The organism is Pseudomonas sp. GM25 (assembly GCF_000282255.1).
Lineage (GTDB): Bacteria > Pseudomonadota > Gammaproteobacteria > Pseudomonadales > Pseudomonadaceae > Aquipseudomonas > Aquipseudomonas aphyarum.
Genome location: NZ_AKJQ01000034.1, coordinates 203,198 through 215,632 on the forward strand (window position 1 = coordinate 203,198; position 12,435 = coordinate 215,632).

At 61.0% G+C, this 12,435-nt stretch carries 11 protein-coding genes; 2 read left to right on the forward strand and 9 right to left on the reverse strand.

Annotated elements, in window-relative coordinates; genetic code table 11:
- Nucleotides 1–52: 52 nt before the first annotated feature.
- The 3 genes from PMI24_RS11215 to PMI24_RS11225 are packed head-to-tail and all read right to left on the reverse strand — an operon-like array spanning nucleotide 53 to nucleotide 4,399.
- On the reverse strand, nucleotides 53–2,230 hold the full coding sequence (locus PMI24_RS11215) for a prenyltransferase/squalene oxidase repeat-containing protein (protein WP_007953859.1): 2,178 nt from the start codon (nucleotides 2,228–2,230) through the stop codon (nucleotides 53–55).
- 22 nt (nucleotides 2,231–2,252) lie between these two features.
- Entirely contained in the window at nucleotides 2,253–3,503 is a 1,251-nt protein-coding gene (locus PMI24_RS11220; RefSeq protein ID WP_007953861.1) for a hypothetical protein, read from the reverse strand.
- On the reverse strand, nucleotides 3,500–4,399 hold the full coding sequence (locus PMI24_RS11225) for an acyltransferase (RefSeq protein WP_238553819.1): 900 nt from the start codon (nucleotides 4,397–4,399) through the stop codon (nucleotides 3,500–3,502). The genes PMI24_RS11220 and PMI24_RS11225 overlap by 4 nt, the downstream gene beginning before the upstream one ends.
- A 642-nt stretch (nucleotides 4,400–5,041) precedes the next feature.
- Here PMI24_RS11225 and PMI24_RS11230 point away from each other — a divergent pair.
- The gene (locus tag PMI24_RS11230) at nucleotides 5,042–5,386 is read left to right on the forward strand and encodes a cupin domain-containing protein (RefSeq protein WP_007953863.1); all 345 of its coding nucleotides are present in this window, start codon (nucleotides 5,042–5,044) and stop codon (nucleotides 5,384–5,386) included.
- A gap of 94 nt (nucleotides 5,387–5,480) precedes the next feature.
- Here PMI24_RS11230 and mmsB read toward each other — a convergent pair whose 3' ends face one another.
- Both mmsB and PMI24_RS11240 read right to left on the reverse strand, forming a co-directional pair.
- Nucleotides 5,481–6,368, reverse strand: a complete 888-nt coding sequence (mmsB, locus tag PMI24_RS11235; protein WP_007953864.1) for a 3-hydroxyisobutyrate dehydrogenase — start codon at nucleotides 6,366–6,368, stop codon at nucleotides 5,481–5,483.
- Nucleotides 6,369–6,377: 9 nt separating this feature from the next.
- On the reverse strand, nucleotides 6,378–7,904 hold the full coding sequence (locus tag PMI24_RS11240) for a CoA-acylating methylmalonate-semialdehyde dehydrogenase (RefSeq protein ID WP_007953865.1): 1,527 nt from the start codon (nucleotides 7,902–7,904) through the stop codon (nucleotides 6,378–6,380).
- Between the two features lie 149 nt (nucleotides 7,905–8,053).
- On the opposite strand from PMI24_RS11240, the gene PMI24_RS11245 reads away from it, so the two are divergent.
- Nucleotides 8,054–9,001 carry a LysR family transcriptional regulator gene (locus PMI24_RS11245; RefSeq protein WP_007953866.1) on the forward strand — a complete coding sequence of 316 codons (948 nt, stop codon included), beginning with the start codon at nucleotides 8,054–8,056 and terminating at the stop codon, nucleotides 8,999–9,001.
- Here PMI24_RS11245 and PMI24_RS11250 read toward each other — a convergent pair.
- From PMI24_RS11250 to PMI24_RS11265, 4 genes are all read right to left on the reverse strand, one after another.
- The gene (locus PMI24_RS11250) at nucleotides 8,998–9,498 is read right to left on the reverse strand and encodes an OmpA family protein (protein ID WP_443200794.1); all 501 of its coding nucleotides are present in this window, start codon (nucleotides 9,496–9,498) and stop codon (nucleotides 8,998–9,000) included. The genes PMI24_RS11245 and PMI24_RS11250 overlap by 4 nt on opposite strands.
- Nucleotides 9,498–10,766: a diguanylate cyclase domain-containing protein gene (locus PMI24_RS11255; RefSeq protein ID WP_007953868.1), complete on the reverse strand. Its 1,269-nt coding sequence runs from the start codon at nucleotides 10,764–10,766 to the stop codon at nucleotides 9,498–9,500. The genes PMI24_RS11250 and PMI24_RS11255 overlap by 1 nt, the downstream gene beginning before the upstream one ends.
- Complete coding sequence (locus tag PMI24_RS11260; RefSeq protein WP_007953870.1) at nucleotides 10,763–11,338, reverse strand: YfiR family protein; 576 nt, start codon at nucleotides 11,336–11,338, stop codon at nucleotides 10,763–10,765. The genes PMI24_RS11255 and PMI24_RS11260 overlap by 4 nt, the downstream gene beginning before the upstream one ends.
- Nucleotides 11,339–11,463: 125 nt before the next feature.
- On the reverse strand, nucleotides 11,464–12,435 hold a 972-nt coding region (locus PMI24_RS11265), incomplete at its 5' end, for an ATP-binding domain-containing protein (protein ID WP_007953872.1).

The following is a 12,435-nucleotide window of genomic DNA, read 5'->3' on the forward strand; positions in this document are numbered from 1 at the left end:
GCGCCTCCCCTGGCAAAATGATGACTTAACGTCCTTCGATGCTGTGTGCGGGTCAGTTCAACAACGCCACCCAATATTGCGATAGCCCTTGTTCGAGAATCAGCAGCGTCTGGATGCAGACGAAGCTTTCGTCGGTGGTTGCCGAGGTCGCATTGAGCGGGCCGAATCCACCGTCCTGCTTCTGATGCGAAGCGATCCAGTCTTTCGATTCCTGCAAATACGTCGGCTGCGCGTCAAGCAGATACATCGCCGCGATGGCCATGTAAGTGCCCACCAGACTGACCGCTTTGCCCGGCCGGTAATGGAACGAGCCGTTGGCCAGTTGCAGCTTTTGCAGCCAGGCGACGGTCTGTTCGGCATCGACGATGCGTCGGTTGAGAATGAACAGCGTCGACACCACGCGGTACACCGAAAACGCGTCCGGCGGATATCCCGGCTTGTTGGCGAAACCACCGTCGGCCGAGCGGCAGCGCAAGGCAAACGCCATCACGCCCAGCTCGTCCGGCGCCTTGGCTTCCAGCGCGTGCAGCGACAGCACCGCCAGATTGGTGTGCCAGATATCCGAGCCGAAACCCGGCACATCGCCGAATCCGCCATCGGGGTTTTGGCACGCTTGCAGGTAACGCACGCAACCGCCGATATCGTTCGGCAACGCGCCCAGCACTCGCAGCGACAGCACCGCGCAGTAGGTCGCGAACACATCGCTCAGATGACCCGGCTGTTCGGCGAATCCGCCATCGGTGTTTTGCGAAGCCCTGATGCAATCGATCAGGCTGGCCTTGTTTTCGATTAGCAGACCCAGCGCGTGCAAGTCCGAGATCACGTGCAACCCGGAAAAAACCTGCCAGGTCTTGTCGGCGCGGAACCCCAGCGGCGCGGTTTCGGCGGTCAGCCCGTAAGGCGTTTCGTTCGATGCCCGGGCCTTGGCCAGCCACGCCAGATAGCGCTGCAGATCAACATTGATGGTCGGCACGCCATTCGGGTGAATGCGCTGCACATCACCACTGCCATCGATCACTTGCAGCTCACGATTTACCAACGCCGCATCGTCATGATGAGTGACGGCAGCGGCCGGTTCGATGGACTGCAAGGCGTGGGCCGCAGCGAGCTGGGTTTTCAGGCTCTTCAGGTGCAACGGCAGGTACGTCAGGTTGCCGATGCTGAAGATCCCCGGCTGACGCGGCGGCGCCCAGAACTGCCGAATGAACGGCACGGTCGGGTCATCCGGCGTCGACCAGAAATAGCCCTTGCCCATGAACAGCCCGCCATTGCGGGCGTCGTGAAACTCCAGCAACGCTGCTGTCACCGAAGCCCGATCCGCTTCGCTCGCGCCGGACGGCAAGGCCTGAATCGCCTGCAACAGCAACGCCACGTCGTAGGCGGTCTTGATCGGAAATGGCGACTCGTGATTTTTGTACGAGGTGTGCCAGTCGCAACGCACTTTGCCGTTGATCCCGACCCGATCCCAATACCCGCCGTACGCCGGATCGCGGAACAGCGCCAGGGTTTGCAGCAGGAATGAACGAGCCAGATTCGACAACGCATTTTCGTCGCGCGCATCAGCCAGTTGCGCCAGCACCAGGCTGACTTGAGCCCGCACACCGCAACGGGTCAGCGCCACATCGACACAGGATTGGCTGTCGCTGCCGGCCACCCGGCCAATCAGGTTTTCTGCATGAATCTGCAAGTGCCCGACCAATCCGAGACCCAACGGCTGATTGTCGATTCGCGCGAGCAAGGCCGTGGCGCTGATGTCGAGATCGATCGAGGTCGCCAGCTCCAGCGGAGTCGACCAGTCGCTGCTGTACAGGCCGGCGACCGTGGACCGAGCGTAGATCGCTTCGACCTTTTCCAGCAGGCCGTGGATCGCGGCATTGTTCGCTGCGTCCTGCGGCACCCGGCGCTGATAGGCAATCAATGCCGCCAGCGCGTCCAGTTGCAGCGCCAGCGTGCGGCAGCGCCCGGAGCCGTGCGGCGTCCAGTAGCGGTCGGCCAGTTCGTGGAAACCGCCATTCGACGCATCATGCAAACGCATCAGCCCGTCATGGGCAAAACGCAGTTCGACATCGTCGCCGTGCTCGGCCTGATAAAGCGTCGCGGCGACCTGATCCTGCAACTGCTTGTCGCTGGAAATCGCAACCTCGCCACTGGCATCGGTCACGGCGAAAAAGCCGCCGTGGTCGATGTCCTTGAGGCCTTGATCAAATAGAAACTGCGGATGCAGTGACATGGTGAATCCCTCTTCCTTGAGGTTAAGCGGCTTTGCTTTCGGTCAGCGACACAACGCTGCCCTGGCACAACTCGATGATGCGCGTCGCGGCGCGGGCGGCACCTTCGCCATCCGGTGCGGCCACTTGCTGATGCGGTGCGTAGTAGGTCGAAGCATCGGTGTCCTTTTCCAGTTCGCCCTGGATCAGCTCGACGATCGCATCGCGGTCGTGGCCCAGATGCGTCGGGAAACCCAGCAGCTCCAGACGGCGCAGCGCCTCGAGTTCGTGGTACTCGGACTTGGACGGCAGCACGAACAGCGTCGGAATCTGCAGTGCGGCGATTTCCGTCACGGTGATCCAGCCCGGCGCCGAAATCAGCAGGCTGGCTTCGCGCAGCAGGCCCATCCAGTCCGGGTAGTACGGCACGCAGACGACCCCGTCCTGAGCCTGGATATCCTGACGGCCCAGCAGCACCAGTTTCAGTTCCGGATTGCGCTCGCGCAGGATCTTGAAGCTGTCCAGATAGGCGGCAAGCAGCGCGTCTTTGTTCTGGGCAAACATCGTGGTGCCGCTGATCGAAGCCACAATGAACGGCGAGTCGCCGAGGTTCAGTTGCTCGCGCACGTTCAAGCCGGTCTGCACATTGATGTCGCGGATCATCGGGCCGACGAAATGCGCCTTGCCGCTGACCAGCGCTTCGGCCACCGGCGTGCCCTGATCGAGGGAAGCCACGTACGGTTTGTCGGTCAGCACCAGTTGGCTCTGATTGATCATCCAGTTGAACTGACTGTGCAACGCGGTGCGGGCCCGTGCCATTTCCAGCGCGTTGACCTCGAAACCGCCGTCGGCCAGGTCATGGTCTTCGAGCTGGCACAGGGTGAAGTCGTAGCGCTCGGTGACGAACACCAGCGGCGTACCACTGAAAATCGCGGCCAGGCAGGCGGCCATGTTGTAGTCCGACACCAGAGCGGTCGGTTTGTATTCGGCGATCAGGGCCAGGTAAGACAGAATCCGCTCACCGGACAAGAAGGTATTGGCGATATAACCGCCAATGTAATTATTCCAGTCGAGTTCTTTCGACAAGTTGCTCTTTTTCGAGTAATCGACCAAACGACCGGCAATATCCACAACTTCTACGCCAGACTTTTCGAACATCGGCGTAAAGGTCGGCTGCAAGGAAGCCAGGGCCACGGTCAATGGCATGTCCGGACGCTGTTTCTTGATCGCCTGAGCGATGGACAGCGCGCGCATGTTGTGACCGGAACCGGTTGGATTGGGGGCAAATAAAATCATTCTTGAATCTCCATTAGTTGAACAACGCCATGAACCACAGTGTTTTCCAATACATCCCTTATAACCACCGAGTACGGCTTGATAACGGCACCGTCACCAATACTCAGTGGACCTACCAAGATGGCGCCCTCGCCAATAACGCAACGACTTCCAATGCGCACCGGTGCCTCCTCCCAGGGCAGTGAGCGGAATGAATGATCATGGGTGGAGGCCACGATCGTGACCCCCTCGGACAACTCGCTGAAGGCACCGACGGATACGCCGCCGGCCGCCTCGATAACCACACCGGCAGCCAGTCGCACGCCGGTGCCCAATTCGATACCGCCCAGTTGCGACATGCCGCCCTGACGGTTGCTGCGCCCGATCAGAATGCAGTCCCGGGCGATTTCCACCGACGCTCCGCCGCGCAATTCGGCATCGATCAGGGCGTTGTCGCTGATGTCCCAGGTCAGGGTGTCGGGGTTCAGCGACTTGAGCCGCGCGACCGACTGCGTGGACCGATCGAGCATCGACGGCAAGCCCTGACGCGCCCGTTCCCGGACTTTGGCCAGCACCGGTTCCGGGCTCGGCCGGCCGTCCTCGACCACGCTGCGCTGAGCAATGACCCGCGCCGGACGACCGACGACGATTGCGTCCGGCGGCACATCCGCTGTCACCAACGCGCCAGCCGCCACCACGGCCCCGGCACCGATGGAAACACCGGCACCCACGGTGGCCTTGGCGCCCAGCCAGACATTTTCGGCAATCCGAACCGGCGACTGCGCCGTCCCCAGGCACTGCGCACCGGTGGCGAGCATGCTGGATTTACCGATGGACGCATACTGCAAATCGCACCTGAAGCCGATGAAGCAGTCATCACTGATCTGCACATGTGTCAGGCGACTGCCGGCACGCACCCAGACGTGCCGGCCAAGTTCACTCGCACTATCAACATTTGTCGAAACTTCAATTACGTTTATGTCGTCCACAATAAAGCCTCATTCCATTGATGCCGGGCACATAAAAATTCGATAGGCGTGCGTATCCCGCAGATATAAATCCGCCAGTGCACAAAATAATAATTAACTGTTTATTTAAGGCTTCTACTCAAAGCACGCGAGACATTGCGTCCGCGCCACTTATTAACTGACCGGTTCATTCAACTGTCATTATTCATTAACGACAGATAGAAGTTCACACTTGCGCCGAAGACCAAGTCAGTTATCGAGATGAGAAAAAGCCGATTCAAGTCTGTCCGTGACTCAGATGGAGCTCCCTTCCGAGGAATAGTCCTTTAGTACGAATGTTATAGTACAGACGATTTTGTTTTGCAATAGGTGTCAGAATGGTTATCTCGTTTTAGTCTAAAAATTGATTGAACTTTTATGGTGCACGCTTGTATTAAAACCGTCATGTATGCACGGCAATGGTGCAAATCCAGTTTTTTACCCAGATCTGCGCCAGCGCTTACAGGCATCTGGAGGTCGACCCCAGACATTCCGACAGCACCCGCGAAGGCTACGGTGACGGCTCCAACTCCCCTCTGGCCTGGAGCCGTCATGCCCGCACCTATCACCGTTTTGCGCGACACCCATCCCCTGCCCGTACTCGACGCCTGCAAATGGGAAAAACTCGAGGGCGACCCGCACACCGTCAACCTCAACGCCTACACCAGCGAAGACGGCAGCAAGATCATGGGCACCTGGATCTGCACGCCGGGCAAGTGGCGGGTGGACTACGTGAAGTGGGAGTACTGCCATTTCCAGGAAGGCTACTGCGTGATTACCCCGGACGGCATGGAGCCGATTCACCTGCGCGCCGGCGACATCTTCGTGGTCGAGCCGGGCATGAAGGGCACCTGGGAAGTGGTCGAGACCGTGCGCAAATATTTCGTGTTCGCCTGATACAAAAAAGCCGGGAAACCACCCGACGTGATTTCCCGGCAACACCTACTGCATCTGAATTGCAGACCTGCGACGAGCGCAGGCCTGACGACGATTACTGCGGCTTGCGATAGCTGTTGATGATCGCCGAGAAGTCCTTGCCCCCTTCCCCGCGCTGACTCATCGCCTGATACAACTGCTGCGCCACCGCGCCCAGCACCACCGGCTGATGGGCCTGACGTGCCGCTTCGGTGGCCAGCCCCAGATCCTTGAGCATCAGCTCGGCGCCGAAGCCGCCGGTGTAGCCGCGCGAGGCCGGCGCCGTTTCGACGATGCCCGGCCATGGGTTGTACATTTCCGAACTCCAGCAACGACCGGTCGAGCTGTTGATGATCCCGGCGAGCACCGTGGTGTCGATGCCCAGCGCATCGCCCAGCGCCATCGCCTCGCTGACGCCGACCATCGAAATGGCGAGCAACAGGTTGTTGCAGATCTTGGCGATCTGCCCGGTGCCGACCTCACCGCAATGCACGATGTTGCGGCCCATCTGCGCCAGCACCGGTTGCAGGGTGGCGAACAGTTCCGGAGTAGCACCGACCATGAAGGTCAGCGTCCCGGCCGTGGCACCGCCGGTACCACCGGACACCGGGGCATCGGCCATGACCACGCCTTGTTTGGCAGCCGCCGCAGCTACATCGCGCGCAGTCTGCGGATCGATGGTGCTGCAATCCACTGCCGGCACGCCTTTACCGATCCCGGCGAGAACACCGTCTTCACCGAGCCAGACGCCACGTACATGCACGGCGGCGGGCAGCATGGTGATCACCAGTTCTGCATCTTCAGCGGCTTCGCGAGCCGAAGCGCGGATAGTGCCGCCCAGTTGCTCGAGTTCCGCCAGCACGGTTTTGTTCAGGTCCACCAGATTCAGCGAGTGCCCGGCCTTGATCAGGTTGCGCGCCATCGGCGCGCCCATGTTGCCCAGACCGATAAATGCGATTTTCATGGCCATTCCTCAGCGCAGGTTGATGGTGGTGTTCACGCCGTCGTTGACGCTGTCGTCATCGAACCAGCGCGCCGTGACCGTTTTGGTCTGGGTGTAGAACTGCACCACTTGCTTGCCGTACGGGCCGAGGTCGCCAAGTTTCGAACCGCGCGAACCGGTGAAGCTGAAGAACGGTACCGGCACCGGAATCGGGATGTTGATGCCGACCTGACCGACGTCGATTTCAGTCTGGAATTTGCGCGCCGCCGCACCGCTCTGGGTGAACAGGCCAGTGCCATTGCCGAACGGGTTGGCGTTGACCAGCGCGATGGCCTGATCGAGAGTATCGACTTCCAGCACCACCAGCACCGGGCCGAAGATTTCCTGGGTGTAGATCTGCATGTCGGTGGTCACCCCGGAAAACAGGGTCGGGCCGACGAAGTTGCCTTTCTCGTAGCCCGGCACGTTGATGTCGCGACCGTCCAGCTCGAGTTTCGCGCCTTCCTTGATGCCGCTTTCGATCAGATCGAGAATCCGCGCCTTAGCCTTTTTCGAAATGACCGGGCCGACATCGGTGCCCGGCTCGTTGCCGGCGTTGACCTTGAGTTTCTGCGCCAGCGCTTTCAGATCCGGCAACCATTGTTTGGCCGCACCCACCAGTACCACCACCGAGGTGGCCATGCAACGCTGACCGGCCGCACCGAAACCGGCGCCGACCAAGGCATTGAGCGCTTGCTCGCGATTGGCATCCGGCAACACCACCGCATGGTTCTTCGCGCCCATCATCGATTGCACGCGCTTGCCGTGTTTACCGGCCAGGTCATAAACGTGGGTGCCGACGGCGGTCGAACCGACGAACGAAACGGCCTTGATGTCTTTGTGGGTGCACAGGCCATCGACCACGTCTTTGCCACCATGGACGACGTTCAGAACACCGGCCGGAATGCCGGCTTCGATCGCCAGTTCCACCAGCAACAGGGTCGACAGCGGATCCTGCTCGGACGGCTTGAGCACGAAGGTGTTGCCGCAGGCGATGGCCATCGGGAACATCCACAGCGGAATCATTGCCGGGAAGTTGAACGGGGTGATGCCGGCGCAAACGCCGATCGGCTGACGCAGGGTGTAGGTGTCGACGCCGCCGGCGACGTTCTCGGCGAACTCGCCCATTTGCAGGCTGCCGATGGAGCAGGCGTGCTCGACCACTTCCAGGCCACGGAAAATATCGCCCTCGGCATCGGCAATGGTCTTGCCCTGCTCGGCGCTCAGCACCACGGCGATGCGTTTGGAATGTTCGCGGATCAGCGCTTGCAGCTTGAGCATGATGCGCATGCGCGCGCCGATCGGGGTCAGTTTCCAGGTCTGGAAGGCGCGCTGTGCGGCGCTGACGGCGGCGTCGACTTCAGCGGCGGTGGCGAACGGAACCTTGGCCAGAACCCGCTGGGTCGCCGGGTTGACGATGTCGTGCCACTCGGTGGTCTGCGACTCGACCCACTCGCCGTCGATCAGCAGCTTGACCTTCTGGATCGTGGTTTCGTTGGGCGTAAGCGATGCGTTCATGCTGGTCTCCAGAACTTGTTTTTATCTTAGGAGCCAAGGCGAAAGGTTCGCCTTGAGATGAGGCGTGTGTCACGAATTGGTTGTCGGACGGTTTTTGGAGTATAGATGTGCAAACTTCTAATAAGAACGCACATAAAAGCCCGTCCATCATGCAAAAAAACATCACCTCTCTAGGCTCGCTGAACTGGGACGACCTCAAGTTTTTCCTCGAAGTCGCCCGTACCCGCAAGGCCAGCACGGCGGCCAAACGCCTGGCGGTGGACTACACCACCGTGTCGCGACGGATCAGTTCGCTGGAAGCGGCGCTCGGCACTTTGCTGTTCGAAAAGTCGCGCACCAGCGGTTTTGTGCTGACTGCCGAAGGCCAGCGCCTGCTGAGTTATGCCGAGTCGATCGAAAGCACGCTGCACATGGCCTGCGAGCAGGTTTCCGGCTCCGGCGTCGCCCTGTCCGGGCATGTGCGGATGGGCTGCACCGAAGGGTTCGGCAGCTTCTTCATCACCCCGCAACTGAGCCATTTCGTCGACGCCTACCCGGCGATTTCGGTGGACATCCTGCCGCTGCCGCACTTCATCAGCCTGTCCAAACGCGAGGCCGACATCGTCATCGCCCTCGAACGCCCGGAGCACGGGCCGTACGTGTGCTGCAAACTCTGCGACTACCGCTTGCAGCTGTACGCGACCCAGGAATATCTCGACAAACACCCGCCGATCCGCCGCCCCGCCGACCTGGGCAAGCATCAATTCATCAGTTATGTGGATGACCTGGCGTTCAGCTCGGAGCTGCTGTATCTGGCGAACGTGTTGCCCGGCGCCAGCGCCAATTTGCGCAGCACCAGCGTGATCGCGCAATTCGTGGCTGCGCAGCAGGGGCGCTCATTGGCGATTCTGCCGTGCTTCCTCGCGGCACAGGATCCGCGCCTGTTGCCGGTGTTGCCGGAAGAAATCGACATCACCCGGCAGTTCTGGATGTACTGCCGGGAGGATCTGCGCAAGTTGAAACGGATCACCCTGTTGTGGGATTACATCCGTGAGGTGACCGAGCGCAATCAGGGTCTGTTGATGGGTGAGACCCGTGAAATGCAGTTCGCCGATTAATCGGCGCTGACCACGATCGACACCCGGCGGTTTTCGGTGCGGCCGGCGGCGGTGTCGTTGGACGCCACCGGTTCGCGACTGCCGAGTCCTTGCAGCTGGATGTTCTCTTCTTTCATGCCGACCGCGGACAGCACTTTGCCGACGCTTTTCGCGCGGCGCAGTGACAGCTGCTGGTTGTAGGTTTCCTTGCCCGAAGCATCGGTGTGGCCATCGACCCGCACTCGCTCGATGCCGACGCCCAGCAACGCTTTGCCGATACGCTCGACGATTTCGGTACTTTGCTTGTTCAGGCTTTCGACATCGCTGCCAAACAACACTTTTCCCGACAGACCGAACTCCCAGCCGTCATCGGTCAACTCGAAGCCTTGCTGCTTGAGGACCGCGACCTGGGCCGGCGTCAGGCCTTTTTGCGGGGCAGTCTGGCAACCGGTCAGGGCCAGCATGGCCGTCAGCAACAGGGTGGAAAACAGTCGAAAGGAAAGTGAGAACACGGGCATCAGCTCCTGGTTTGAACGGGATCGACCGGGTGCTCCGACCCGGCCGTGAATTGGGCGCCGCGCGACAAGCGCTTGGCTTGGTACATCGCGGCATCCGCCGCATCGAGCAAGGTGCCGGGCGTGGCGCCATGATCGGGGTAAACGGCGATGCCGATACTGAGCGAAGTCACGACACTGCTATCGCCGGGCAGTGCAATCGGGATGTCCATGCTGGCGAGGATCTTGTCGGCAATGCGCTCGGCGTCTTCGGTCTTGTGCAAGGGTGTCAGCAGAACGGCAAATTCATCACCGCCCAGACGCGCCACCAGATCTTCCTCACGCAACTGCGCCCGCACCCGATTGGCTACCGCCACCAGCACTGCATCGCCGGCGGCATGACCGAAGCTGTCGTTGATGTCCTTGAATCGGTCGCTGTCGAGAAACAGCACTGCCACGCGCTCGTTCTGCTTGTGGGCGCTGCGTAGCGCACGGATCAGGCGACCCTCGAAAAAGGCCCGGTTCGGCAATCCGGTGAGACTGTCGTGACTGGCCTGGTGGGCGAGGGTTTCGTTCTCGCTTTGCAGGTGGGTTTGCCAGTCTTCGAGTTCATCGAGCAAGGCATTGAAGTCATTGCCCAGGTTGTCGAGCTCGGCAATTTTTGCCCGTGGTACCCGTCGATCGAGTGCCCGCTCGCTACGGGCGGCATGCGCCACTGCAGCCAGGCTGTGCAACGGGCCGATGATCCTGCGCAACTGGCGACGCGCCAGATAGAGCGCGACCCAGGCGCTGATCGCCGTGCAGAGAATAATCCCCGCCAGACCGCTCAACAGAAAGCGCATCAGGCTGCCGCCGTGGCCGATCAGCAAAATGCGCCCGATTTCGCGATCCTGATGCAGGATCGGCAGGCTGATGGGTTTTTCCAGAATGACCCGCGCGACCTGCATCTCCAGTTCGGAAAACAAGCCATTCTCCGGACGCTGCCAGCGCGCGAGCAACTGGCCTTGAGTGTCCAGCACCTGGGCATCTGCCACTTCTTCGGTCGAGGCGATCAGCGCCAGCGCTTCGGTCGCGGCGGCCTTGTCGTTGAACACCACGGCAGCTTCCACCGTGTAACTGATCGAGCGGGCGATCAAGTGCAGGTTGTGATCGGCATAGACCCGCAGCGCCAACACCCCAAGCAGCGTCAGCGACACACTGGCCATTGCCACGGCGACCAGCGCCACAATCAGGTTGCCACGGCCGATGACCGAGCCGAGGGTCGGGCGCCCTGTGGATTTGTCGCGTCTCATGGCACCGCCGGTTTGCGGCGCGACAACTGCAGCACGCTGGGATGAATGCGCACGCCGCTGCGGGCGACGGAGTCGAGGTTGACCTCGAACGACACTTGCTCATCGCCGACCCGCAGGCAGAACAGGCTGCCGACCGTGCATTGATCGCCGCCTTCGCTGATGCTCAGCACCGGATGGCCGATCAGGGATGCGAACAGCCGGCTGCGTTCGTCGGTCGTGAGTTTGCCGATGTAGACCGCGTCGCACTCGCTGACGATGGCCGGATTGTCAGCCAACAGTCGACGCACGATGACCGGACGCCCCGTGGCCTGGGTCGTACCCTTGACCAGGTCGTCGGTGTATTCGGTTGGACCGACGATGCACAGGCGCAATTGCGCCGGCTCTACCGGCCAGCGCGCATAACTGAGGATACCGAGGACAACCTGGGTGACGGATTTGGCCCGCTGCTCGGCCATGCCCGCCGGGGGTTGAGTCTGGGCAGCGGCCACACCCGAGAGCAAACAGAGCACACCGGCAAGCAACGCCCGCTTGCAGCCAACTACGCGCTCTGTCGCCCAGACAGCCACCTTCATGCAGGGATTCTCTTGGATCGTTACGAAATGATGCCGCAACGATAGCACAGCGCTGGAACGCCAGCGATACAACGACCTCTGACCGGTCGGTCAATTATCGGCGGCAATTGAAAGCTCCTTCATCCTTAATGCGGCGCCCCTTCTTCCAGTTCCAGCATCAGTCCACTCAGGCGCTTCACCTTGCGCTGCACCGCTTCTTCAAACACGCCGCTCCGAGGCTCGATCAAGGTGAACCAGTCCTTGGCCCGGGTAATTCCGGTGTAGATCAGCTCCTTGGTCAACACGGGATTCAGGGCGTCCGGCAGGATCAGCGCGGTATGGGCAAACTCCGAGCCCTGCGACTTGTGCACAGTCATCGCATAGACGGTCTCGACATCGTTGAGCCGGCTAGGCAGCACGAAACGCACCCCGCCACGCCCGTCGTTACGCGGGAACGCCACTCGCAACACCGACTTACCGGCATCCGGCCCATCGCGCTCAGGCAGTTTCAGGGCGATACCGATGTCACCGTTCATCAGCCCCAGACCGTAGTCATTTCGGGTCATCAGCACCGGCCGGCCTTCGTACCATTGCTGATCGCTTTCGATCAGCCGCGCCTTGAGCAGCGCGTCGGTGATGCGCTGGTTCAGCCCCTCGACACCCCACGGCCCTTTGCGCACTGCGCACAACAACTGGAAGGTATCGAAGGCCCGCAGGACGTCACTCGCCCAGTCGGTCCAGCCCGGGCTCTCGAGCGGCGTTCCGCTCGCCGGACGTCGATCGCGCAAGACGCTCAGATAGTGTCGATATCCGTGAGGGCCTACGCCGTGCCCATCGAGCACCAGGTGCTCAAGGTTCCGGTCGTGTTCGTTCTGAAGCGGCAACGAAAACACATCACCATGGGTTCTGGCGTCCAGTAACTGGCGAGCCTCGACCGGGAGTTGCTGATTCACCCGTCGCGCCAGTTGACCGATGCCGCTGCCCTCGCCGAAACGCCGCGAGTGACGCAACATCACCACTTGCTGGGCCAACGGATGCGAACCGTCGGTGCCTTCGTGCAAGCCGCTGTCCTGCAGGGATTCGCCGCTCACCTGCTCCAGCCACTGGCGGGGCTGCGG

Coding starts and splice junctions, on each gene's coding strand:
- PMI24_RS11215 (WP_007953859.1), bottom strand. CDS start 2,230: ATGTCACTGCATCCGCAGTTTCTATTTGATCAAGGCCTCAAGGACATC.
- PMI24_RS11220 (WP_007953861.1), bottom strand. CDS start 3,503: ATGATTTTATTTGCCCCCAATCCAACCGGTTCCGGTCACAACATGCGC.
- PMI24_RS11230 (WP_007953863.1), top strand. CDS start 5,042: ATGCCCGCACCTATCACCGTTTTGCGCGACACCCATCCCCTGCCCGTA.
- mmsB (WP_007953864.1), bottom strand. CDS start 6,368: ATGAAAATCGCATTTATCGGTCTGGGCAACATGGGCGCGCCGATGGCG.
- PMI24_RS11240 (WP_007953865.1), bottom strand. CDS start 7,904: ATGAACGCATCGCTTACGCCCAACGAAACCACGATCCAGAAGGTCAAG.
- PMI24_RS11245 (WP_007953866.1), top strand. CDS start 8,054: ATGCAAAAAAACATCACCTCTCTAGGCTCGCTGAACTGGGACGACCTC.
- PMI24_RS11250 (WP_443200794.1), bottom strand. CDS start 9,498: ATGCCCGTGTTCTCACTTTCCTTTCGACTGTTTTCCACCCTGTTGCTG.
- PMI24_RS11255 (WP_007953868.1), bottom strand. CDS start 10,766: ATGAGACGCGACAAATCCACAGGGCGCCCGACCCTCGGCTCGGTCATC.
- PMI24_RS11260 (WP_007953870.1), bottom strand. CDS start 11,338: ATGAAGGTGGCTGTCTGGGCGACAGAGCGCGTAGTTGGCTGCAAGCGG.